The organism is Rhodoferax sp. PAMC 29310, from assembly GCF_017948265.1.
Lineage (GTDB): Bacteria > Pseudomonadota > Gammaproteobacteria > Burkholderiales > Burkholderiaceae_C > Rhodoferax.
Genome location: NZ_CP072852.1, coordinates 1,769,007 through 1,790,959 on the forward strand (window position 1 = coordinate 1,769,007; position 21,953 = coordinate 1,790,959).

General features: G+C 59.7%; 21 protein-coding genes and 1 pseudogene. 13 read left to right on the forward strand and 9 right to left on the reverse strand.

What is annotated here, in order from left to right; all coding sequences use genetic code 11:
• Window positions 1–307: 307 nt before the first annotated feature.
• Complete coding sequence (locus tag J8G15_RS08055; RefSeq protein ID WP_210546977.1) at window positions 308–1,534, reverse strand: 6-phosphofructokinase; 1,227 nt, start codon at window positions 1,532–1,534, stop codon at window positions 308–310.
• Between the two features lie 113 nt (window positions 1,535–1,647).
• Between J8G15_RS08055 and J8G15_RS08060 the strand changes: the two genes are divergently transcribed.
• Entirely contained in the window at window positions 1,648–2,424 is a 777-nt protein-coding gene (locus tag J8G15_RS08060) for a hypothetical protein (RefSeq protein WP_210546978.1), read from the forward strand.
• 7 nt (window positions 2,425–2,431) lie between these two features.
• Here the strand turns inward: J8G15_RS08060 and J8G15_RS08065 are convergent, their stop codons facing one another.
• The 4 genes from J8G15_RS08065 to J8G15_RS08080 form a co-directional block, all read right to left on the reverse strand.
• Window positions 2,432–2,848, reverse strand: a complete 417-nt coding sequence (locus tag J8G15_RS08065; RefSeq protein ID WP_210546979.1) for a VOC family protein — start codon at window positions 2,846–2,848, stop codon at window positions 2,432–2,434.
• 34 nt (window positions 2,849–2,882) lie between these two features.
• A complete protein-coding gene (gene fghA / locus J8G15_RS08070) occupies window positions 2,883–3,755 on the reverse strand; it encodes an S-formylglutathione hydrolase (RefSeq protein WP_210546980.1) in 873 nt (290 codons plus the stop codon).
• Window positions 3,756–3,863: 108 nt separating this feature from the next.
• Window positions 3,864–4,970 carry an S-(hydroxymethyl)glutathione dehydrogenase/class III alcohol dehydrogenase gene (locus J8G15_RS08075; protein ID WP_210546981.1) on the reverse strand — a complete coding sequence of 369 codons (1,107 nt, stop codon included), beginning with the start codon at window positions 4,968–4,970 and terminating at the stop codon, window positions 3,864–3,866.
• 99 nt (window positions 4,971–5,069) lie between these two features.
• On the reverse strand, window positions 5,070–6,074 hold the full coding sequence (locus J8G15_RS08080) for a tRNA-dihydrouridine synthase (RefSeq protein WP_210546982.1): 1,005 nt from the start codon (window positions 6,072–6,074) through the stop codon (window positions 5,070–5,072).
• Window positions 6,075–6,187: 113 nt separating this feature from the next.
• On the opposite strand from J8G15_RS08080, the gene J8G15_RS08085 reads away from it, so the two are divergent.
• A complete protein-coding gene (locus J8G15_RS08085; protein ID WP_210546983.1) occupies window positions 6,188–6,574 on the forward strand; it encodes a translational machinery protein in 387 nt (128 codons plus the stop codon).
• A gap of 19 nt (window positions 6,575–6,593) precedes the next feature.
• On the opposite strand, the gene J8G15_RS08090 is transcribed toward J8G15_RS08085, so the two are convergent.
• Window positions 6,594–7,133, reverse strand: a complete 540-nt coding sequence (locus J8G15_RS08090) for a Crp/Fnr family transcriptional regulator (RefSeq protein WP_210546984.1) — start codon at window positions 7,131–7,133, stop codon at window positions 6,594–6,596.
• A gap of 85 nt (window positions 7,134–7,218) precedes the next feature.
• On the opposite strand from J8G15_RS08090, the gene J8G15_RS08095 reads away from it, so the two are divergent.
• Window positions 7,219–7,689: an SRPBCC family protein gene (locus J8G15_RS08095; protein ID WP_210546985.1), complete on the forward strand. Its 471-nt coding sequence runs from the start codon at window positions 7,219–7,221 to the stop codon at window positions 7,687–7,689.
• On the opposite strand, the gene J8G15_RS08100 is transcribed toward J8G15_RS08095, so the two are convergent.
• Together J8G15_RS08100 and J8G15_RS08105 are read right to left on the reverse strand one after the other, a co-directional pair.
• The gene (locus J8G15_RS08100; protein ID WP_240538484.1) at window positions 7,686–8,843 is read right to left on the reverse strand and encodes an HD-GYP domain-containing protein; all 1,158 of its coding nucleotides are present in this window, start codon (window positions 8,841–8,843) and stop codon (window positions 7,686–7,688) included. The two genes, J8G15_RS08095 and J8G15_RS08100, sit on opposite strands and share 4 nt — an antisense overlap.
• A 174-nt stretch (window positions 8,844–9,017) precedes the next feature.
• Entirely contained in the window at window positions 9,018–9,944 is a 927-nt protein-coding gene (locus J8G15_RS08105; protein WP_210546986.1) for a DUF808 domain-containing protein, read from the reverse strand.
• Between the two features lie 134 nt (window positions 9,945–10,078).
• On the opposite strand from J8G15_RS08105, the gene J8G15_RS08110 reads away from it, so the two are divergent.
• The gene (locus J8G15_RS08110) at window positions 10,079–11,197 is read left to right on the forward strand and encodes a beta-ketoacyl-ACP synthase III (RefSeq protein WP_210546987.1); all 1,119 of its coding nucleotides are present in this window, start codon (window positions 10,079–10,081) and stop codon (window positions 11,195–11,197) included.
• Between the two features lie 18 nt (window positions 11,198–11,215).
• On the opposite strand, the gene J8G15_RS08115 is transcribed toward J8G15_RS08110, so the two are convergent.
• Window positions 11,216–11,734, reverse strand: coding sequence for a GNAT family N-acetyltransferase (locus J8G15_RS08115; RefSeq protein ID WP_210546988.1), 519 nt, complete (start codon window positions 11,732–11,734; stop codon window positions 11,216–11,218).
• Between the two features lie 208 nt (window positions 11,735–11,942).
• On the opposite strand from J8G15_RS08115, the pseudogene J8G15_RS08120 reads away from it, so the two are divergent.
• The 9 genes and pseudogenes from J8G15_RS08120 to bktB all read left to right on the forward strand — a co-directional run bounded on the left by J8G15_RS08120 (window position 11,943) and on the right by bktB (window position 21,930).
• Window positions 11,943–12,524, forward strand: a pseudogene (locus tag J8G15_RS08120) (DJ-1/PfpI family protein).
• A 62-nt stretch (window positions 12,525–12,586) separates the two neighbouring features.
• Entirely contained in the window at window positions 12,587–12,952 is a 366-nt protein-coding gene (locus J8G15_RS08125; protein WP_210546989.1) for a ribbon-helix-helix domain-containing protein, read from the forward strand.
• Window positions 12,953–13,141: 189 nt separating this feature from the next.
• A complete protein-coding gene (locus J8G15_RS08130) occupies window positions 13,142–15,076 on the forward strand; it encodes a c-type cytochrome (RefSeq protein WP_210546990.1) in 1,935 nt (644 codons plus the stop codon).
• An 81-nt stretch (window positions 15,077–15,157) separates the two neighbouring features.
• Complete coding sequence (gene ushA / locus J8G15_RS08135; protein WP_210546991.1) at window positions 15,158–16,795, forward strand: bifunctional UDP-sugar hydrolase/5'-nucleotidase UshA; 1,638 nt, start codon at window positions 15,158–15,160, stop codon at window positions 16,793–16,795.
• A 53-nt stretch (window positions 16,796–16,848) separates the two neighbouring features.
• Window positions 16,849–17,001 (forward strand): hypothetical protein, encoded by a 153-nt coding sequence (locus J8G15_RS08140; RefSeq protein ID WP_210546992.1) that lies wholly within the window; start codon window positions 16,849–16,851, stop codon window positions 16,999–17,001.
• A gap of 72 nt (window positions 17,002–17,073) precedes the next feature.
• A complete protein-coding gene (locus J8G15_RS08145; RefSeq protein WP_210546993.1) occupies window positions 17,074–19,224 on the forward strand; it encodes a PAS domain-containing sensor histidine kinase in 2,151 nt (716 codons plus the stop codon).
• Window positions 19,211–19,858, forward strand: coding sequence for an RluA family pseudouridine synthase (locus tag J8G15_RS08150; protein WP_210546994.1), 648 nt, complete (start codon window positions 19,211–19,213; stop codon window positions 19,856–19,858). Before J8G15_RS08145 ends, J8G15_RS08150 begins: the two co-directional genes overlap by 14 nt.
• A 36-nt stretch (window positions 19,859–19,894) precedes the next feature.
• Window positions 19,895–20,650: an SDR family NAD(P)-dependent oxidoreductase gene (locus tag J8G15_RS08155; protein ID WP_210547509.1), complete on the forward strand. Its 756-nt coding sequence runs from the start codon at window positions 19,895–19,897 to the stop codon at window positions 20,648–20,650.
• Between the two features lie 92 nt (window positions 20,651–20,742).
• Window positions 20,743–21,930: a beta-ketothiolase BktB gene (gene bktB / locus J8G15_RS08160; protein WP_210546995.1), complete on the forward strand. Its 1,188-nt coding sequence runs from the start codon at window positions 20,743–20,745 to the stop codon at window positions 21,928–21,930.
• Window positions 21,931–21,953: the final 23 nt, after the last annotated feature.

Below are 21,953 nucleotides of genomic sequence, written 5' to 3' on the forward strand. Positions count from 1 at the left end.
GTGGTAGCCAGAAGTGCTGCGGTTTTGATAGCTACTACCGCATGCGCAACGTTCGCTACAACCCGATTTTGGCAACATCGCCCGCCAGTCAGGGCAAAACTTCATAAAAATACTTACCCCCGTCCCCTGTGGGCGGACCTGTGGATAAGCATGTTCACAAGCCGCCCAAGCCGCGTGCTTGTTGGCTTTGCCGGGTGCGCTTAAATATTAAGCAGACCCCTGTCCGCCGAATTCAGCGGCTTCCTGGTGTGGTAAGGCGGCCGTCTGGCTGCACAGGCTTGGGCCGTCGCCATGAAATTCGAGGCGCCTACCGAGCCGTGCCGGGACGCAGCACCTTTTCCACCGGGTTGTGGCGCAGCCTGAAGGCGTCTGGCATGCCGGAGCCGAGCAAGGGGCGCAGGTACATGCGAAAGGCGTCGGTCACGTCGGTGCCGCTGCTGGAGATGAACTCGTCTTCCATAACGCGGGTTTTGCCGGCCACGGCCTCCAAGGGCAGCAATTCGTAGTCCACCGAGTAAAAGCCGGTGCGTTTGATGGCGACCGAGCCGCTGGTGGCGCCCCACAGGGCGAATTGCACGGCTTTTTCGCCGACCTCGCGAGCTTCGCGCTGGTCCACATCAGACACGCAGCCGATGAAGGAGCGCTGCAGGTAGCCAAAGGTGTCGCCGCGCACGCGCTTGATGTTGAGCTTGGACTTGATCTCCTGGCAAAGCAAGTCGGCCAGCGCACCGTTGCCTGAGAGTTGCACGTTGCCGTGGTCGTCATGCTCCAGGTCTTTGGCCAGCAAGGCGGCCATGGGGGTGCCAGAGGCGTCGTGAATGCCCTCAGACACGGCGATGACGCAGCGGCCATAGCGCTCATAGATGGCTTTCACATCGGCCAAAAATTGCTCCAGCACAAAGGTGCGCTCGGGCAGGTAGATGAGGTGGGGGCCGTCGTCGGGAAACTTTTTCCCCAAGGCCGAGGCGGCGGTTAAAAACCCGGCATGGCGGCCCATGACCACGCCCACGTAAACGCCGGGCAAGGCGGCGTTATCCAGATTGGCCCCAGCAAAGGCCTGCGCCACAAAGCGGGCAGCCGAGGGAAAACCGGGGGTGTGGTCGTTGCCCACCAAGTCGTTGTCAATGGTTTTGGGAATGTGGATGCAGCGCAGCGGGTAGCCGGCCTTGGCGGCTTCCTGGCTGACGATGCGCACGGTGTCGGACGAGTCGTTGCCGCCAATGTAGAAAAAGTGCTCAATCTCATGCGCCTGCAACACTTTGAAAATTTCCTGGCAATAAGGCAGGTCGGGCTTGTCGCGGGTGGAGCCCAGCGCGGAAGACGGGGTATTGGCCACCATTTCCAGGTTGTGATGGGTCTCCTGGGTGAGGTCGACAAAGTCTTCGTTGACAATGCCGCGCACGCCGTGGCGGGCGCCGTAAATGCGCTCAATGTTGCCAAAGCGCCTGGCCTCCAGCGCCACGCCCACCAGGGACTGGTTGATGACGGCGGTGGGGCCGCCGCCTTGGGCAACAAGAATTTTTCCGGATGGCATGCGTGTCTCCTTGTGAATAAGGTCATCTGAAGGGCTACCGTGTCATTTTGCACCGGGCGTTTTGGGGCCTCTCTTAGAATGGCGCCCTTTTCCCAAATTTGACAACGCCCCTCATGAATATCACCGTCAACGACGACCTGCTTGCCTATATCGACCCGCTGACCGCCGACGAACACGCCGCGCTGGAGCGCAGCATTTTGGCCGAGGGCTGCCGCGACGCGCTGGTGCTGTGGGGCGAGGTGCTGGTGGACGGGCACAACCGCTACGGCATTTGCCAGAAGCACGGCATTGCCTTCAACACGGTGCAAAACACCAAATTCAAAACGCTGGACGACGTGCACCTGTGGATGATTGACCAGCACCTGGGCCGTCGCAGCGTGTCGGACTTTCAGCGCGGGGTGCTGGCCCTGCGCAAAAAAGACATTCTGAACACACGCGCGCAAACGCCCAAAGAGCCACCGCGTGCCGCCGTGGGCGACGAACCCGTGGCTGAGCTGCAGCCCTGGGAAGACGGCCTGGAGCCGATGGTGACGCGTGAGGCCATGGCCAAAGCGGCACGGGTGAGTAGTGCCACCATTCAGCAGATTGAAAAGATTCAAAAGTCAGCCACGCCCGAACTGGTGGACGCGGTGAAGGCCGGCACTATTTCCATCAACGCCGCCGCCACCGTGGCGTCCCTGCCCGCTGAAGAGCAAGTCGCGGCGGCCGCCGGTGGCAAGAAAGAGCTGCAACAAGCCGCCCGCCAGGTGCGCAACGCCCAAGCCGTGGCCCGCACCACCGCCGAGTCCACCGAGGGCACGATTGCCCGCTTGCGCCAGCAGGTAGAAGAGTTGAAGACCGAGAACGCCGCGTTAAAGGCCAAGCTGGAAGAGTTGCGCGCAGGCGCCTAACTTGGCCTCATTGGGCCTTAGTGGCGGGCGGTTGGCGCCGCTGAATCAAGTCCCAGAGGTTGCCGTAGAGGTCGGCAAACACAGCGACGATGCCATAGGGCTCGTCGCGCGGGGTTTCCTGAAACTTCACACCCTGGGCTGCATAAGTGGCATGGTCGCGCCAAAAATCGTCGGTGTAGAGGATGAACATGACTCGCCCGCCGGCCTGGTTGCCCACAAAGCGGTCTTGCTCTTCGCCTTTGGCCTGCGCCAGCAGCAACCCCGCGCCCACCGAGCCGGGTGGCGACACGACCACCCAGCGCTTTTTTTGCGCGGGCATGGCGATGTCTTCGACCAGCGCAAAGCCCAGCTTGCCCACATAAAAAGCCAGCGCTTCGTCATAGTCACCGACGACGAGGGTCACCAAACCGAGTTGTTGTTGCATGGGCGGACCTCTTGAAAAACGCTTGTGGTACTGGTCAGAGTTGCGCGGCGTGAAACTTCAAATGATCGGCCATGAAGGTCAAGATGAAGTAGTACCCATGGTCATACCCGGCGTGCTGACGCAGCGTCAAAGGCTGGCCGACCTGGGCACAGGCGGCTTCCAGTAAGCCGGGATGCAATTGCGTGGGTAAAAACTTGTCGCCCAGACCTTGATCGATCAGGATGCCGGCTGGGAATGGCGCCTTCATCTGGGCGGCCATGAGGGCGATGGCATCGTGGGCGGCCCAGGTGGTGCGGTCAGCACCGAGATAGCCGGTGAAGGCTTTTTCGCCCCAGGGGCATTGGCTGGGTGCGCAGATGGGCGCAAAGGCCGACACCGACTTGAACAGTGCCGGGTACTTGAGCGCCAGCGTGAGCGCACCGTGGCCGCCCATGGAGTGGCCAAAAACGCCCAGCCGCGCCAAGTCCACCGGCAAGGATTGCCCCAAGAGCGGCAGCAACTCGGCGGTGAGGTAGCTTTCCATGCGGTAGTTTTGGGCCCAGGGCACCTGCGTGGCGTCCAGGTAAAACCCAGCCCCCACGCCAAAGTCCCAGCTCTCAGCCTCGCCGGCCACGCCCGCGCCGCGTGGACTGGTGTCGGGCGCAATCAGGGCCATCCCCAGCTCGGACGCCAGGCGCTGTGCACCGGCCTTGGCCATGAAGGTTTCCTCGGTGCAGGTGAGCCCGGCCAGAAACATCAGCGCCGGCACCGGCCCCTGCGCGGCTTGCGGGGGCAGGTAGACCGAGAAACGCATGGGCAGACCAATCTCGCGGGAGGCGTGCTGATAAAAGCGCTGCACGCCGCCAAAGCAGGCGTGTTCGCTGAGCAACTCAAGGCCGGGGGCCAGGTTGGGGGTGTTGGAGGTCATACGGCTGGCTTCATCTCTCAAACAATTCACAATCAATCTACTATCAATGCAATAGCTGCTTGCGCAGCTATTGCGGGAGCCAGAGCCCTATTTGGCATATAAAACCAGTTAGAACAAAATAACGCCGCGAATCGACTCGCCGCTTTTCATCAGCTCGAACCCTTTATTGATGTCTTCCAGCGGCATGGTGTGGGTGATGAGGTCGTCAATGTTGATCTTGCCGTCCATGTACCAGTCCACAATTTTGGGCACGTCGGTGCGGCCGCGTGCGCCGCCAAAAGCGGAGCCTTCCCACTTGCGCCCGGTCACGAGCTGGAACGGGCGGGTGCTGATCTCGGCGCCGGCTTCGGCCACGCCAATGATGATGCTGCGGCCCCAGCCCTTGTGCGTGCATTCCAGCGCCTGGCGCATGACCTGGGTGTTGCCAATGCACTCAAAGCTGTAGTCGGCGCCGCCGTCGGTGAGCTGAACAATGCTGTCCACCACGTTCTCGACCTCTTTGGGGTTGATGAAGTGGGTCATGCCGAACTTGCGCGCCATCTCTTGGCGGGCGGGGTTGATGTCCACCCCAATGATCTTGTCGGCGCCGACCATCTTGGCGCCCTGAATCACGTTCAGGCCAATGCCGCCCAAACCGAACACGACCACGTTGGCGCCGGCTTCGACCTTGGCGGTGAAGATGACGGCGCCAATGCCGGTGGTCACGCCGCAGCCGATGTAGCAGACCTTGTCAAACGGCGCGTCCTTGCGGATTTTGGCCAGCGAGATCTCGGGCGCCACGGTGTAGTTGCTGAAGGTGCTGGTGCCCATGTAATGAAAGATGGGGTCGCCGTTCAGGCTGAAGCGGCTGGTGGCATCAGGCATCAAGCCCTTGCCTTGGGTGCCGCGAATGAGCTGACAGAGGTTGGTTTTGCGGGAGAGGCAAAACTTGCAGGTGCGGCACTCGGGGGTGTAAAGCGGAATAACGTGGTCGCCTTTTTTCAGCGTGGTCACGCCCGGGCCCACGTCCACCACAATGCCGGCGCCTTCATGGCCCAGGATGGCGGGGAAGATGCCTTCGGGGTCAGCGCCCGACAAGGTGTAGTAATCGGTGTGGCAAATACCGCTGGCTTTGATCTCGACCAGCACCTCGCCAAACTTGGGGCCTTGCAGGTCCACGGTTTCAATGGTCAGGGGTTGGCCTGCTTTCCAGGCGACTGCTGCTTTGGTTTGCATGGGGAAGTCTCTTTGCTAGTTTAAAAATCAGGAGATTGACGCTTTGGCTGCGTCAATCTCGGTGTCAACCGACAGAACAGTCCAACTTTAATGGCAATCTCAATGCCCGCGCACCGCTGTGGGTTGATGCACCGGCACGCCGTGTGCCAACAACCACTGGGTCACGACCACCGGGTCGTCCAGCGTACGCACCGCCATGAAGGCCGTGTCGGCCTCTGAGTGGCGCCGGCGCAAAAAATTGAGCCACTGCTTCAGACGTCCGGCTTGCTGGCGCCGGTCCAGGCTGGCGCAGACGATGTGCCAAAAGTCGGCAATCAGGGGTTGCAGCATCTCCCAGGTGACTTCGACGCTGGCGGGCTCATCGCTTGCGGCACCACGCGGCTGTGTGGCGGCCAGAATGCCGCGCGCCAAGCCGGGGTCGACCACGATGCCCCGGCCCAGCATGAGACTGTGGCAGCCCGACACCTCGCGGCAGCGCAGCGCGTCTTCCACGGTCCAAATGTCGCCATTGGCCACCAAGGGCAGGCGCACCTGCGCGCGAATGTCAGCAATGCGCTCCCAGTAGGCGGGCGGGCGGTAGGCGTCGGCCTTGGTGCGGGCATGCACTACCAACTCATTGGCGCCACCGGCTTCAATCGCTTGCGCGCACTCCTCGGCGCGGGTGTCGTCGTTAAAGCCCAAGCGCATCTTGGCCGACACCGGCATATGCGCCGGCACGGCGCGACGCACGGCGGAGACGATGCGAAACAGCAGTTCCGGGTCGTCCAGCAAGGCCGCACCGCCGCCATGGCGGTTCACCACTTTGGCGGGACAGCCAAAGTTCAAATCAATGCCGTCTGGCCCCAGTGCGGCCAGGCAGGCGGCGTTTTCAGCAAGGCAAACCGGATCAGAGCCCAGCAATTGGCCCCGCACCGGCACGCCAGACAAGGTGCGCCCGCCTTGCAGCAGCTCAGGAATCACGCGCTCAAACACCCGGTCCGGCAGCAAGGTGTTGGTGACCCGAATGAACTCGGACACGCAGCGGTCCACCCCGCCCACCCGGGTCAGAATGTCACGCAGCACAAAGTCCAGCAGCCCCTCCATCGGGGCAAGAAGAATGGTCATAAAACTGGGTTCCGGGAGGCGGCAGACCGTGATCCATACGGCATTGACATGGATCAACCCTGCGCATCCCCAAAGGCATAAGCTGAAAACTTAATCAGCAAAAAAGGAAATCAATGTCTCACTATCACGCGGTTGTCTGGCTGGATCACTCTGAAGCCCATGTGATGCATTTCACAGCAGAGGATGTGGAAAAGTCGGTCATCCACCCCGCCAAGAAGCACGTCAATCTGCATTCCAAGAGTGGCGTCATCGGATCAGGCCGCTCAGCCGAAGACCAGCATTATTATCACGCGATCGTCGATGCCCTGAAGGGTACCCAAGAAATTCTGGTCGTCGGCCCGGCCCATGCCAAACTCAATTTGATCAAGCACATTCATACCCATGACCACGCGATGGTGGAGCGCGTTGTGGGGGTGGAAACAGTGGACCACCCAAGCGACGCTCAAGTGGTGGCCTACGCCCGCAAGTATTTTGTGGCCAAGGACCGCATGCTCACCTGACCCCAGCGAGCAGCTGGGCTCAGCTCCGGCTATTTTGGGCCAGCAGGTCCGCCATGGTGGCACTGGCCTCTTCCAGGCGCATGGCCAGGATCCGGGCCATGTTGCGGTAAATCATGTGGGCGCTTTCAACTTCTGCGTCCACGGCGTCACGGTAAAAGCGCATGGCAACGGCGTCGCGGTTGGCGCGAACCGTTGCGGTGCGCACATGCTTTCCGACCAGGGCCATTTCACCAAAACAGTCGCCCACTCCCAAACGGGCCAACTCGATGAGCTTGTCGCCCCGCTCTTTTCCAACAATGACCTCGCCGGAGATCAGGACAAAGAAGGAGTCACCCATGTCGCCCTCTTTGAACACGTCGCTCCCGGCCTCCACCGTGACTTGCTCACAAATGGCCAGTGTTCGCATCAACAATTCCATGGGCATGTCCCGAAAGAGGGGCACTTTCTCGCGGATTTTAAGCACCGTTGCGGGGCCCATCTTCTTTTCGGCGGGACGAACAATCGTTTGGGCTCGAACATTTTCGGCCTGAAACTGGGCAATGGCGGGGTCAACTTTCATGGTGGCCCTATTAAACAGCAAGTGCCATGTGGACCCTATACTTTGCGCTGAAGAAGCGTCTCTCAACACCACCTGGAGGAGCCCCATGGCTATCAATGTGAGCATCGACCTTGGCTACGAGCTGGAAGTCAAGGCCAAAGCAAAAGAGGTCTTTGACCTGCTGTCCGACGTGCCAGCCTCTGCCAGCTACTTCCCCAAGGTGGATGAGCTGGTGGACCTGGGCGACGGCGTTTACCGCTGGGAGATGGAGAAAATTGGCATTGCCCAGATCAATCTGCAAACCATTTACGCCTCCAAATACGTCGCCAACCGCGCCAAAGGCAGCGTCGTCTGGACGCCCGTCAAAGGCGAAGGCAATGCGCTGGTGTCAGGCCACTGGAAGATTGAGGACAAGAAAACCTCAACCAAGATTGTTTTGCAGATCAACGGCGATCTGTCCATCCCCCTGCCCGGCCTCATGAAAATGGTGGTAGCCCCGGTGGTGGAGGTCGAATTTGAAAAAATGGTGGAGCAATACCTCACCAACCTGACCAAACAATTTGGCGGCGAGGTCTAAACGACAGCGGTGGGGGACAGCGCGTAGCCGTACAGCCGCTCAGGCGGCAAGCGCTTGAGCAAAGCCTTGTCTGACGCGTTGCCAACAATGGCATAGGCGGCCGCACTGGTGTCGCGGCGCAGGGTTGTGGACACCAGTTGCCCGCTCGTGTTGGTGATGGCCGCCACAATGGGCGCACGGGCATTGGCGGTGCGCTCCACCACAATGCCCAACTCCCCCGACGCCAACTTGACAAAATCACCCGGCGGGAAGATGCCAAGCACCTTGATCACGGCGGTTGAAATTGGCCCGCCTTTGTCTTCACGGTACAGCTCCCGAATGGCCTCTTGCGGTGAGAGCGCTGCCCGCAGCGCCCGCGGGCTGATTTTGGCCATCAACACATCAGCCACCCGCAAGGCGACGGCCAAATCCCCAATCTCGGTGCTTTGCAGAGGGTAACCCGTTCCATCCTGGCGTTCATGGTGTTGGGCAACGGCGGTCAACCAGTCGGTATCCGTTACGCCCGCTTTTTCCAGCAGCTCCACGGCCTCACCGGGGTGTTTTTGAATCGCGGCGCGTTGTGAATCCTTCATTGGACCGTCCTGGCCGGCCATTTGACCCTGAAGATCAAGAATGCTCAGGTTCATCGTGAGCGCGGCCTTGACCAGGCTCATCATGGGGCCGTCTTCCCATTTCAGGTAGCGGGCCATGAGAACGCTCAGGATGGCGGTGTGCACCGAATGCGCATAGCCATAGTAGAAGTGCTTGGCATTGTCCTGGCGAACAATGCGGTAAGTGGCGACGTCCGCATTGATGTCGATCAACTCACAGAGTTGGCGTGCGAATTCGTCCAGCTGCTCGGGAAAGTCCGGCAGGCGAACCCCAATACCCAACAGTTTTTTCAGCGCCTCGGAGGTCTGGTCCCATCGGGCGAACAGATTGGGGGGCAACTTGACGGCGTTGAGTGCGTCGGCAGCTTCAGCGGCTTCGCGGGCGGATGCCTTGATCTCCTCCACGTCAACAAAGGCGCCGCGCGTCAGCAGTTGCTCAAGCTGGCTTTCGTTGGTGATGACGTGCCCTTTGGACAACAGCAACAAGCCCTGCTCGTCCCGGACATTCCAGGGCAGGGGCATTCCAACTTTCACTTTGGCTCGAGGCAGTCTGAGTACTTTCAAAATGACACCTCTTTTGGCCTGGCATTTGTTTCACGCCGCTCCAACGCGGTGGCCGTACCAGTGTGGTTTGAGCATATACCTCTCGCCGCTGAGCGGTGAAAAATTTGATTTTTATAGCACTCCACGCCCATGCCACGGGCGCCGGAGCCGATTTGGGCAGAAGAACCCGTGAGACTAGGCTTGCGCTGGCGTCAAGCGCTTGAACGCAGTCACACCCAACAACACGGCGGCCCCCGCCAGAATGCCAAAGACACCGTCCAGCGCCATGGAAAGCACTGGTTGCGCCGCAGCGCCCAGTTGCTGGCTCAGTGACGCCAAGGTGTGACCGACCACTGGCAAACCATGAGTGAGAATGCCACCGCCGACCAAAAACATGGCCGCAGTGCCGGCCACGGACAGGGCTTTCATCAGATACGGCGCAGATGCCAGCACCCCGCGACCCATGCTGCGCTGCAGCTGGGCCAGCTTCGACTCGCCCGGCAATTGACTCAGGTACAGACCGCCATCGTCCAATTTCACGATGCAGGCCACCAAGCCGTAAACGCCCAACGTCATGAGCAAGGCAATGCCGCTGAGCACAAGCACCTGCGTGGTCATGGGGCTGGCTTGCACAGTGCCCAGAGTGATGGCAATGATTTCAGCCGACAAAATGAAATCAGTCCGAATGGCCCCTTTGACCTTTTCTTTTTCCAGCGCGACCACGTCCACCGCGCTGTCAGACAGGGCCTGCACCAAAGCGGTGTGGTGCGCTTCATCTTCAGCGGCGCTGTGCAAGAACTTGTGAGCCAGCTTCTCAAACCCCTCAAAACACAAAAAGGCGCAGCCCACCATCAGCAAAGGCGTGACCAACCAGGGCGCAAAGGCACTGATGACCAGCGCGGCAGGCACCAATATGGCCTTGTTGAGCAAAGAGCCCTTGCACACCGCCCACACCACCGGCAACTCGCGCTCGGCCTTCACGCCTGAGACCTGCTGTGCGTTCAGTGCCAAGTCGTCCCCCAGCACGCCGGCGGTCTTCTTGGTGGCGACTTTCGCGAGCACCGCCACATCGTCCAGGATGGTGGCAATATCGTCAATGAGTGCAAGCAGGCTGCTGGCCATGATTTGTATCTTTCCTGGGTCGATCTACGAGGCGGCTTGGAGCGGCATTGTCGCTGCCGCTTGTTGCGTCGGTTGATAATGCCCGCTTTCCCGGGCTGATCCAGCCCCTCAATAACTAGACAGAGACAAGCACCATGCACCGTGTCGCCATCAGCAGTACAGGCCTGTTCGTCCCTCCGCACACCATCAGCAATGAGGAGCTTGTCAAAGCTTTCAATCGCTTCTCGGACCTGGAGAATGAGAAAAATGCCGAGGCGATTGCGGCCGGCACGCATACGGCTGTGCCGCACTCCAGCGTGGAGTTCATCGAGAAAGCATCGGGCATCAAGCAGCGCTATGTGATGGAGAAAGACGGCGTGCTAGACCCCACCCGCATGCACCCCAAGCTCACCGCCCGGCCCGACAGCGAGTTATCCCTGATGGCGGAAATTGGCGTGGCCGCAGCGCGAGACGCGCTGGCCCGCGCCGGCAAACAGCCGTCCGACATTGACGGCGTCATCTGTGCGGCTGCCAATATGCAACGGGCCTACCCGGCGATGGCCGTGGAGATTCAGACCGCCTTGGGCATTCGGGGCTTTGGATTTGACATGAACGTGGCCTGCTCATCAGCCACATTTGCGATTGAGATGGCGGTCAATGCGGTGAAAACCGGCTCGGCCCGCGCCGTGTTGGTGGTGGACCCCGAGATCACATCCCCTCATCTGGCGTGGAAAGACCGCGATTGCCACTTTATTTTTGGTGATGTGTGCACCGCCATCCTGATTGAGCGGCTGGACAACGCCCCCGCTGGCGCCTTTGAGGTGCTGGGAACCCGTCTGTTGACGACGTTTTCCAACAATATTCGCAACAACGCCGGCTTTATGTCGCGCAGCGAAGACCGCGATCCGCAGGACCGCGACCAACTCTTTTACCAAGAGGGGCGCAAAGTGTTCAAGGAAGTGTGCCCCATGGCCGCCGAGCACATCACAGCCCATTTGGCCGCACATGACTTGCAACCGGGCGGCGTGCGCCGCTTCTGGCTGCACCAGGCGAATTTGGGTATGAACCAGCTGATTGCCCGCAAGTTGCTGGGCCGGGACAGCACCCCGGACGATGCACCGGTCATCCTGGACGAGTTTGCCAACACCGCGTCGGCGGGCTCCATCATTTCGTTTCACCGCCACCATGAGGACATCAAGGCGGGGGAAATTGGCGTGATTTGCTCGTTTGGCGCGGGTTATTCCATCGGCAGTGCGGTGGTTCGCCGCACCTGACCGACTGTGAAGGCGCGATCAGACCAGGTCGCGCTTCATCCGGATTTCTTCGACGCGGAGGTCGCCCATGGGCACGGTCTTGATGGTGGTCATCTCGCGCTTGAAGCCGGCCATGTCGTGAAAACGCAGGGCGCGCTCGTTGCTCAGCGGCACCCAGATGGTGACCTTGTTACAACCCTCTTCCACCAAGCCGTCACGGGCGGCGTCCCACAAGGCCAAGCCAACGCCTTGACCCCAGTGCGAGGGCAGCGCGTAAATGGCCCAGATCTCGCCGGTGGTGGCGGGGGTCTTCGCGTCGCGTGAGCGATCAAAGCCGACAAATCCAACCACGGTGTCGTCATCGGTGGCCACAAGCACCTGTGGGTCACTGAATTCAATGGCTTCACGCCAGTAAGCCTGGCTTTTGTCGACGCTAATGACGGGCGCTTTTTCGCCGGGAAACAATGCTTTGAACGCGGCCTGGCTGGCGCTGGCGTGGATTTCGGCAATGACCTTGGCATCGCGCATCGTGGCGACCCGAACCTCAATATTGGACATAAAAAAAGCCTGGCTTGAACCAGGCAAATAATAAAAACAGAGGCGAATTGTCGCCGCATTCCCTGATTGCTGCAGAAAACCGCAGCTCACCCCTCATCCCGCAGAGGCCCACCCCCGGGAAAACGCCAACCCTGGTAGTAATTCCTTGTTACCCATCGCCCAGCCCACAGTCGCAAACTCAAGGCCTTCAACCCTCAAGGAGACTGTGATGACCAAGAAGATTTTGATGATGTGCGATGAATATGGCGAAGACTACGAAACCATGGTGCCGTTTCAAACCCTGCTGGCCGTAGGCTACACCGTGCATGCCGTGTGCCCGGACAAAAAAGCAGGCGACTATGTAATGACCGCGATCCACGACTTTGAAGGCGCACAAACCTACAGCGAGAAGCCAGGCCACCGCTTCGTCCTGAATGCCAATTTTGCCTAGGTAAACACTACCAACTACGACGCGCTGCTGATTCCTGGCGGCCGCGGCCCTGAGTACATTCGCATGAACGCCCGCGTGCTGGCCATCACCAAAGAGTTCGCCGATGCAGGCAAACCTATTGCCGCCGTCTGCCATGGCGCGCAATTGCTGACCGCCGTGCCCGGCATCATCAAGGGCAAGCGCATCAGCGCTTACCCGGCGTGTCGCCCCGAAGTCGAGCTGGCGGGTGCGATTTTTGCCGAAATCGCCATCGACGCCGCCGTTACCGACGGTCAATATGTGACCGCACCGGCTTGGCCTGCGCACCCGGCGTGGCTGGCTCAGTTCATCGCTCTACTGGGCACCAAAATCACCCACTAGCGCGCCGCGTGCCCCCGGCTTATGCTTGGGGGCCGCTTGCCAGTCACGCCCGGGAGATGAATATGTGTCAGATTTTTGTTCGCGCCAACCCACAGAGTTATGAGGCCACCACCCGCAGCATTCGCCTGCACGGGGTGGTGACCAGTGTTCGCCTGGAAAACCTGTTTTGGGACACACTGGAAGAAATTGGCGCCCGTGACCATATGAGCGTGCCGCAGCTACTGTCCAAGCTCTACGACGAGTTGCTGGAACACCGCGGCGATATTCCCAACTTCACCAGCTTTTTGCGAGTCTGTGGCCTGCGCTACATGGCCCTGCAGGTTGAAAAGCGCATTTCCAACGACATGAGCGTACCGATTCGTTCGCTGAACGCCCACGCCGTGCTGCACGGGCTGCGACCCACTTTGGTAGAAGCCAGCGCAGGCTAAAAATGCCGCAACCATTTAACGGATTGGCCCTGCTCCTTGCTATATTTTCAATAGCTACATCCGAAGACCCAAATCGCGGTACAGGCACATTTGCTCGCCAATTTCCTAAAAAGGGCAAGCAGACCTCACGAGCTTTGCAGCGGCGGTCTGCGTAGTAGCATCACCGCTTGATTCACTTTTTGAGACACGGTGGCTGCTGCACCGATGTTGATGTCGCCTCCCATGATTGCGTTTGTTTCTCGAACACTGGCCTTGGTCGCGCTGGCCGCCAGCCCGTTTCTGTCCCACGCCGCACCAAGAGCCTTTGAGGACACCATGGCGCAGCGCACCCAGGCTTGTACAGCCTGCCATGGTGAGCAGGGGCGAGCCGGTCCCGACGGCTACTACCCCCGCCTGGCCGGTAAACCGGCGGGCTATCTCTACAAGCAGTTGCTGAATTTCAAGGAAGGCCGACGTCACTACGCGCCCATGAAAGCCTTGCTGGCGCCGCTCAGCGACAGCTACCTGCTGGAGATCGCCCAGCACTTCGCTCAATTGGAAGTGCCCTACCCAGCCCCCCAGCCCACGAGTGCCCCTGCTGCAGTGTTGGAACGGGGCAAGCAGTTGATTTTTCGCGGAGACCCTGCCCAAAAGACACCGGCTTGTGTGCAATGCCACGGCCAAAAGCTGACAGGCGCCGCGCCAGACGTACCCGGCTTGCTCGGCCTGCCCCGCGACTACCTGATTGCGCAGCTGGGCGGCTGGCAAACCGGCCAACGCGTTGCCCATGGCCCTGACTGCATGGGTGGCATTGCGAAAAAACTGAGCAGCTCCGACGTGGCAGCCGTCACCCAGTGGCTCGCCGCCCAAGCGGTCCCCACGGACAGCCGGCCCCAGGCGACGCTGCCAACAAACGCCAGTCGGGCCCAATGCGGCACCGCGCCCGCCCCTCAAGCCGTAGAGACCCTGCCGGCGCCCACTGCCGACACGACGCTGGTCGCCAAGGGCGCTTACCTCGCCCGCGTGGGCAATTGCCAAGGTTGTCACACGGCCGCAAGCGGCGGGGTTTATGCCGGTGGCCGCGCTATTGAAACACCGTTTGGTGCGGTTTACTCCAGCAACCTCACGCCAGACACCGTCACTGGACTGGGGCGCTGGACAACAACAGATTTCTGGAAAGCCATGCATGAGGGCCGCTCCAAGGACGGGCGGTTGTTGAATCCAGCCTTTCCGTACACCAGCTTCAGCAGCATCACCCGCGCCGATTCCGATGCATTGCTGGCGTATTTACAGTCGTTGCCACCGGTGCAGCAGCGCAATCGCTCTCACGACCTGCGCTGGCCATTTGGAACCCAGGTGGCTCTTTGGGCCTGGCGCACGATGTACTTCAACCCGGCCACCCAGAAAGCGCAGGGAAATCAATCTGCAGAATGGAAGCGGGGTGCCTATCTGGTGCAAGGCTTGGGCCACTGCGCCGCCTGCCATTCGCCCCGGACTGCTTTGGGCGGATTAACCGATGAGTCGTCCTTGAGCGGGGGAACCATGCCAGGAGGTGGCTGGTTTGCGCCCTCTCTGCACCCCACAGCCGCAGGAGGGATGAGTCCACTTGCGCAAGAGAACCTGATCGCGCTGCTGCAAACCGGGGTCTCCCCAGGCCGGGTGACCAGCGGCCCCATGTCAGAAGTGGTGATGGGCAGCACTCAATATTTGTCCACTTCCGATCTGAAGGCTGTGGTGCTCTATTTATCGAGGCTGCCCGCCGACGCGCCCGCCAAAAGATCGCAGGTTTCCACGGCCCCCGAGACCAGAACCTTTTTGGAGGGCGGCAAGCTCTATGAGAACAACTGTGCCCAATGTCACGGCGCGCAGGGCGAAGGCGTGGCCGGGGCCTACCCCGCGCTGAATGGCACCGTCGCCATCAACCGGGACAACACCGCCAATTTGATCCAGGCGGTGTTGCACGGTGGCTATTCGCCTGCCACCCAGGGCAATCCACGCCCCTTCGGTATGCCGCCCTACCAGCTGCTGTTCAATGATCGGGAGGTCGCCTCTGTGTTGACCTATGTCCGGCAAAGCTGGGGCAATGGGGGGTCTACGGTCAGCGAGCTTGAGGTCTACCAAGCCCGTGAGCGTTTTACCCGTTGACACCGCGCTGGCAAACATTGCAAACTGTACGTTTCGGCCGTCGATGCCGAGTTTTTTTCGACTAATCTCACTGGAGAATTCATGAAGTTCAAACCGACACCTCTCTTTTTGTTGATTGCCGCCTCGTTGGGCGGTTGTGCCGTGGGGCCGATGTCGAGCCCTCAGCCTGATAAAACCTATCAAATCACGGTGCTGCACACCAACGACCACCACGGGCGCTTCTGGAAAAACAGCGACGGTGAATACGGGATGGCGGCGCGTAAAACCGTGATCGATGGCATCCGGGCCGATGTCGCAGCCAAAGGCGGCTACTCCCTCTTGCTGGACGGCGGCGATGTGAATACCGGCGTGCCCGAGTCTGACTTGCAAGACGCGGTGCCGGACTTCAAAGGCATGAACTTGATGGGTTACGACGCCATGGCGGTGGGTAATCACGAGTTCGACAAGCCCCTGTCCGTGCTGAAGATGCAGCGCGAGTTGGCCAAATTCCCCATGTTGTCCGCCAACATTTATGAAGCTGGTGAGCGCAAATTCCCCCCCTACAAGATCTTCAATCTGGGTGGCGTGCGCGTGGGCGTCATGGGCCTGACCACTGAAGACACCTTCAAAATGGTGCACCCCGACAACGTGAAGCGTATTGAGTTTCGCAGCGTCATTACAGAGGCCGCCAAAGTGGTGCCTGAGTTGCGCGCCAAGGCGGATGTGGTGATTGCGGCCACCCATATGGGCCATTACGAAGACGGTAAACACGGCACCCAGGCGCCGGGCGATGTGGAGATGGCCCGCGCCGTGAAGGGCATTGACCTGGTGGTTGGCGGTCACAGCCAAAACCCGGCCTGTATGAAGGCTGAGAACGTGTTGGATCGCGACTACGTGCCTGGCACAGAGTGCAAACCTGATCGCCAAAACGGCACCTGGATCGTGCAGGCGCACGAGTGGGGCAAGTATGTGGGCCGGGCTGACTTTGAGTACCGCAATGGCGACTTCAAACTGGTCAAATACGCTTTGATTCCCGTTAACCTGAAGAAAACGGTCAAGACCGCCGATGGCAAGAGCAGCAAGGTGAACTACGCCCAGGAATTCGCCGAAAACAAAGACATGCTGGCCTTATTGACCCCTCACCAGGAATTTGGACAACAAAAACTGGGGGTACAGATTGGTGCAACCGATGCCCGGCTCGAGGGTGATCGTTCCGTCGTTCGCGCCAAGCCTGCCTCCATGGGTGTGCTCATTGGCATGGCCATGATGGACAAAACCAAGGCGGATTTTTCGGTACTTAATTCCGGTGGCGTGCGTGACTCCATTCCTGCTGGCCCCATCACCTACAAAGACGTATTGAAGGTGCAACCATTCAGCAACACCGTCTCCACGGTGGACCTGACGGGCAATGAGGTCATGGCCTACTTGAACGCCGCAGCCAAAATAAGTGCGGGCTCTGGTGCCTTCCCGCAATTTGCAGGTGTGCAGCTGGTGATTGCCGGCGACAAGGTGAGCAGCGCCGCCATCAAAGGAGCTGCCATTGACCCGGCCAAGACTTACCGCATGGCCATCAACAACTTCCAGGCGGCGGGCGGCGATGGCTACCCCAAAATGACCGATCACCCCAGCTATGTCAACAGCGGCTTTGTCGACGCTGATGTGTTGCGTGCTTATATTGTTGCAAAGAGCCCGCTAAAGGCCGCCGAATTTGAGCCCGGCGACGCCGTCGTGCGGAGATAATCAGCTTGCCCGGCCCAAATGAGTGAGGCCGGGTATTTAACCTGGAGAGAATCATGGCCAAAGGTCAACAAAGCAACAAGATGGTGAAAAAGCCTAAAAAGGACACCGCTCCCCCCAAGGCGGTCTCCCCCGACGCGGTCCGCCCCACAGTGACGACCGTTGTTCCCGTTCGCGGCAAGCTCAAAAACGCGCCTGCTTCACGCTGATTGGATTGCGCGCCGGTTTGGTGGGCAACACGTCAAACGTATTGAATTGAGTTGAGACGTGCCCATTTGCCGATGAAAATTTTGTCCAAACCGCGCAAACCAAGCGTGGCGCCGCCTCTGCGTCTGTCCAGCAGCCGCGCCATGATTCACAAACAGCGCGGGTTGGCAGCCCGTTTTTCGCAAAGGCAGATGATTGTCGATTTGCGAAATTATCAGCATGAACTGGAAATACAGAACAAGGCCTTGCGCTACAGCCAGACTGTGGCCGAAGGAGCGTCTGAGCGGTTTTTGACCCTTTTTTCGAACGTACCACTTTCTTTGATGGTGGTCGACGAAAGCAGCTTGGTGCTTGAAAGCAATGCCATGGCATTGCAGTTTTTCCGCCCGCTGGAGACCGACCCGCCGTTGAACTTCCTGTTTCCTCTAGTGGATCAGGCGCATATCGAGGCGGTCACTCAGGCCTTTCTCGCTGCCAAGGACTCTGGCACCAGCGAAATCACCGAAGTGGTTTTTTCCTGCGGCTCCGGTGGTGAGTTCACTGGTGACCTTCATATCGCCCGGCTCGACAACTCTCTTGACGAGCTGACGCACTTTATATGTGCGGTGATCGACCAGGGGCCACTCTTGGCAGAGCGAAGGGCCTTGCAAACCAGTGCTGCGGCACTTCAGCGCGGAAACCAGGAGCTTCAACTCAGCCAGAACCGTTTGGCCTCTGTGATCAACTCCTCGTTGGACGCCATTCTTTGTGTCGACGGCGAACACCGCATCACGATCTTCAACCCGGCGGCAGCGGCACTCTTCGACTGTCAGCCCGAACAAGCGCTGGGAAGCCCTTTGGGGCGATTTCTACCCCCGCTTCAGGATCAACTCCCTCTGCCCCACGGGGCCACCCATGCTCAACTGGGTGAGATGCTGGGTCGCTGTACCCAGGGAAAAAGCGTTGCCATAGACGTTAGTGTCTCGTTTGAGCAGCACCCTGATGGGGAGACCACCACGGTTTTTGCAAGGGATCTAACATCCCGTAAAAAGATGGAAGCCCACCGCACCGCACTGGAGAGCCAACTGAGGGAATCTCAAAAAATGCAGGCGATTGGCACCATGGCCGGAGGCATCGCCCATGACTTCAACAACATCATTGGAGCGATTCTTGGCAACGTGGAATTAGCCAAACAAGACGCGGGGCCCGATTCGCCGGCCTTGGTCAGCCTAAGAGAAATTGACAGAGCCGGCCGACGGGCCCGGGATTTGGTACGCCAGATCCTGACCTTCAGTCGCAACGAATCTCCCAAGCGCATTCCTACCGATCTGGCCGATGTGGTTCACGAGACAGCGCGCCTGCTCAAAGTCGCACTCCCCCCCTCCGTCGATTTGCGCGTGAAAATTGACCCTTCAACACCGCCCGTTCTGGCGGATGCGACGCAGATTGAGCAGGCACTGATCAACCTGTGCACCAATGCCATTCATGCCATGGCTGACTACAAAGGCACCATCACCGTGGAGCTGGGTCACAGCCTTCACGCTGACAACCCCGGCGTGATCGAGCGGCGCTCTGGCGCGCGAGGTCGGCATGTGCGCTTGGCCGTTCACGACACGGGAAGCGGCATAGACCCCGAGACCCTACAACGGGTATTTGAACCGTTCTTTACGACCAAGCCAGTGGGACAGGGAACTGGCCTCGGATTGGCCGTCGTGCACGGCATCATGCGCACTCACCTCGGGAAGGTTGATGTTCGAAGCGCACCCAACTCAGGCAGCGTCTTCACGCTCTACTTTCCGGCTTCCGACATGCCAGTGGCGCCTATTGCAGCGGCACCACTCAAGCGAAAAATGGTTCAGGGACAGGGCAAGCATGTCATGTACGTGGACGACGATGAGGCCTTGGTCTTTCTGGTCGAGCGTGTACTCAAAAGGCGAGGATTTCGAGTCAGCACCTTCACCGACCCGCGCCTTGCCAGTGCCACATTGCGCGAACGGCCGATGGACTTTGATTTATTGGTGACCGACTACAACATGCCCGGCTACAGCGGAATAGACTTGCTCCGTGAAGCCAGGCTGATTCGCCCCGACTTGCCAGTGGCGCTGGCGTCCGGCTACATCACCCCTGAGATCGAGAAAAGTGCGCTGAAAGAAGGCGCCCGCGCGCTGGTCCACAAGCCCAACGATGTAGACGAACTCTGCGAGACGGTTCAGCGCCTGCTTCAAACCAGCCATGCCCCCGAGTGACATCGAGGTTCGGTATGCCGACGAGAGCTTGTTGGTACTGGAAAAACCCGCCGGGTTGCTATCGGTGCCCGGCCGGGGTGAGGACAAACAGGACTGCTTGAGCGCGCGCGCCCTGCGTCTTTTCCCTGATGCATTGGTAGTTCACCGCCTGGACATGGCGACCTCAGGTTTGATGTTGATGGCCCGAGGCTCCGTGGCACAGCGCCGACTCAATGACGCTTTTGCGAATCGCACCGTGTTCAAACGCTACACAGCGGTGATTGATGGATTTCCCGACACTTCCCCGGAAATTTGGAACCTGATTGACTTACCAATTGTGGTAGATTGGCCCAACCGTCCCCGCCGGGTGATCGACCCGGTGCTTGGAAAACCGAGTCAAACGCGCTGGCGATTGATGTCTCATGACCAGCGGTCAAACACTTCTCGCGTTGAGCTTGAACCCGTCACGGGCCGCTCCCACCAACTCCGGGTCCATCTTCTCGCCATGGGCCACGCCATTCTTGGCGATGCCCTCTACGCGCCACCCCATGCCCTCAGCCTTTCCCGCCGGCTGTTGCTGCACGCCAGTTTTCTTGAGCTAAATCACCCTATTGATGATCAGCCCTTGCAATTCACCAGTGAACCCGCGTTTTGACCTAGCCAAGTGACCGTGTCCGGTACCATACTTGGCATGACCACCGATCTATTTATCTTGACGGGCGCCTCTCGTGGCATGGGACTGGCAATGGCGGAACAATTGGTTTCGCCCCAGCACACCTTGCTGTGCATTTCCCGCCACACCAACCCGGCGCTGGCGACCTTGGCGAGCAATGCCAAGTGTCAACTGGAACAACAAACATTGGACCTCCAAAGCCCCGTGGTCGCCGCCAGCGACCTCACACAGTGGCTGAACCGCGCACCCAAGCAAGCGTTTTCCAGCGCCACGCTCATCAACAACGCCGGAGTCATCCCGTCCATCGCCCCGCTGTATGCCTCGAAGCCGACCGAGCTTTCCAACGCCTTGCGGGTGGGATTGGAGGCACCGATGCTTTTGACCTCCGCCTTTTTGAAGGCCACCCAAGACTGGGGTGTGCCGCGTCGGGTGCTCAACATCTCCTCTGGCCTGGGTAGGCGTGCCATGGCGTCCCAATCGGCCTATTGCGCCGCCAAAGCGGGCATGGACCACTTCACCCGCTGCCTGGCGCTGGATGAAGCGCTGCAAGCCAACGGGGCCAAGGTGTGTTCGCTGGCGCCGGGCGTCATTGACACCGACATGCAGGTGCAACTTCGCAGCGCCATTGCAAGCGACTTCCCTGACCAGGAGAATTTCAGCCAACTCAAAAGTGGCGGCTTGCTTACCTCGCCATCTGACGCGGCAACGCGGGTGCTGGCCTATTTGTTCAGACCGGATTTCGGCGCCACACCCGTGGCAGATGTCAGAGACTGAGCCGTTTTCGCGTTGTCAGGTGCAAGTCGGAACGCGGGTCTAAGATGCCAATGGACCCATTTATTGTTTAAAACACTCAAAGGAGCTCAGTCATGTCACGTGAAGTAGTTATCGTCAGCGGCGTTCGCACAGCCATTGGAACCTATGGCGGAAGTCTGAAAGACATTCCCCCCACCGAACTGGCAGCGCAGGTCGTGCGCGAATCATTGGCCCGCGCTCAAGTGGACGGCAAAGACGTTGGGCACGTGGTGTTTGGCCATGTGGTCAACACGGAACCCAAAGACATGTACCTGTCGCGCGTTGCCGCGATCAACGGCGGCTGTGGCGAGGGAACACCAGCCTTTAACGTCAACCGCCTGTGCGGATCAGGCCTGCAGGCCATCGTGTCCGCCAGCCAGAGTATTTTGCTGGGCGACGCCGACATCGCCATTGGCGGCGGTGCTGAAAACATGAGCCGCGGTCCCTACGCGAGCCTAAGCGCCCGCTGGGGTGCCCGGATGGGTGACACCAAGATGGTTGACATGGTGGTGGGCGCACTGCACGACCCTTTTCACACCATCCACATGGGCGTCACTGCCGAGAATATTGCGGCCAAGTGGGGCATTTCCCGCGAAGAGCAAGACGCCATTGCGGTGGAGAGCCACAACCGTGCCCAGCGTGCCACAGAAGCAGGCTACTTCAAATCCCAAATCATGCCCGTGATGCTCAAAAGCAAAAAGGGTGAGGTCGCATTTGAGACGGACGAGCATGTCCGCTCCAACTGCGCAGCAGCGGACATGGCCAAACTCCGGCCCGCTTTCCTGAAGGAAAACGGCACCGTCACCGCAGGCAACGCCTCGGGCATCAACGATGCGGCAGCTGCCATTGTCCTGATGGAAGCCGGTACAGCCAAGGCCCGCGGCCTGAAACCCATGGCCCGACTGGTAGCTTACGCACATGCTGGCGTCGACCCCAAATACATGGGCATTGGCCCCGTTCCCGCGACGCAACTGGCGCTTAAAAAGGCCGGCCTGTCGATCAGCGACCTGGACGTGATTGAGGCGAATGAAGCTTTTGCGGCTCAAGCGTGCGCTGTGACCCGTGACCTCGGCCTGGACCCTGCCAAGGTCAACCCCAACGGCTCGGGCATTTCCTTGGGCCACCCCATTGGCGCTACGGGGGCGGTGATCACTGTCAAAGCACTGTATGAGTTGGAACGCATTGGTGGCCGCTACGCGCTGGTCACCATGTGCATTGGTGGCGGACAAGGCATTGCTGCCATTTTTGAGCGCTCGGCCTGACACACACCTGTGGCGTGGCGATA

Excerpts from the sequence above, each read along its gene's own strand:
- J8G15_RS08055 (WP_210546977.1), bottom strand. The coding sequence starts at position 1,534 with ATGCCATCCGGAAAAATTCTTGTTGCCCAAGGCGGCGGCCCCACCGCC.
- J8G15_RS08060 (WP_210546978.1), top strand. The coding sequence starts at position 1,648 with ATGAATATCACCGTCAACGACGACCTGCTTGCCTATATCGACCCGCTG.
- J8G15_RS08065 (WP_210546979.1), bottom strand. The coding sequence starts at position 2,848 with ATGCAACAACAACTCGGTTTGGTGACCCTCGTCGTCGGTGACTATGAC.
- fghA (WP_210546980.1), bottom strand. The coding sequence starts at position 3,755 with ATGACCTCCAACACCCCCAACCTGGCCCCCGGCCTTGAGTTGCTCAGC.
- J8G15_RS08075 (WP_210546981.1), bottom strand. The coding sequence starts at position 4,970 with ATGCAAACCAAAGCAGCAGTCGCCTGGAAAGCAGGCCAACCCCTGACC.
- J8G15_RS08080 (WP_210546982.1), bottom strand. The coding sequence starts at position 6,074 with ATGACCATTCTTCTTGCCCCGATGGAGGGGCTGCTGGACTTTGTGCTG.
- J8G15_RS08085 (WP_210546983.1), top strand. The coding sequence starts at position 6,188 with ATGTCTCACTATCACGCGGTTGTCTGGCTGGATCACTCTGAAGCCCAT.
- J8G15_RS08090 (WP_210546984.1), bottom strand. The coding sequence starts at position 7,133 with ATGAAAGTTGACCCCGCCATTGCCCAGTTTCAGGCCGAAAATGTTCGA.
- J8G15_RS08095 (WP_210546985.1), top strand. The coding sequence starts at position 7,219 with ATGGCTATCAATGTGAGCATCGACCTTGGCTACGAGCTGGAAGTCAAG.
- J8G15_RS08105 (WP_210546986.1), bottom strand. The coding sequence starts at position 9,944 with ATGGCCAGCAGCCTGCTTGCACTCATTGACGATATTGCCACCATCCTG.
- J8G15_RS08110 (WP_210546987.1), top strand. The coding sequence starts at position 10,079 with ATGCACCGTGTCGCCATCAGCAGTACAGGCCTGTTCGTCCCTCCGCAC.
- J8G15_RS08115 (WP_210546988.1), bottom strand. The coding sequence starts at position 11,734 with ATGTCCAATATTGAGGTTCGGGTCGCCACGATGCGCGATGCCAAGGTC.
- J8G15_RS08125 (WP_210546989.1), top strand. The coding sequence starts at position 12,587 with ATGTGTCAGATTTTTGTTCGCGCCAACCCACAGAGTTATGAGGCCACC.
- ushA (WP_210546991.1), top strand. The coding sequence starts at position 15,158 with ATGAAGTTCAAACCGACACCTCTCTTTTTGTTGATTGCCGCCTCGTTG.
- J8G15_RS08140 (WP_210546992.1), top strand. The coding sequence starts at position 16,849 with ATGGCCAAAGGTCAACAAAGCAACAAGATGGTGAAAAAGCCTAAAAAG.
- J8G15_RS08145 (WP_210546993.1), top strand. The coding sequence starts at position 17,074 with ATGAAAATTTTGTCCAAACCGCGCAAACCAAGCGTGGCGCCGCCTCTG.
- J8G15_RS08150 (WP_210546994.1), top strand. The coding sequence starts at position 19,211 with ATGCCCCCGAGTGACATCGAGGTTCGGTATGCCGACGAGAGCTTGTTG.
- J8G15_RS08155 (WP_210547509.1), top strand. The coding sequence starts at position 19,895 with ATGACCACCGATCTATTTATCTTGACGGGCGCCTCTCGTGGCATGGGA.
- bktB (WP_210546995.1), top strand. The coding sequence starts at position 20,743 with ATGTCACGTGAAGTAGTTATCGTCAGCGGCGTTCGCACAGCCATTGGA.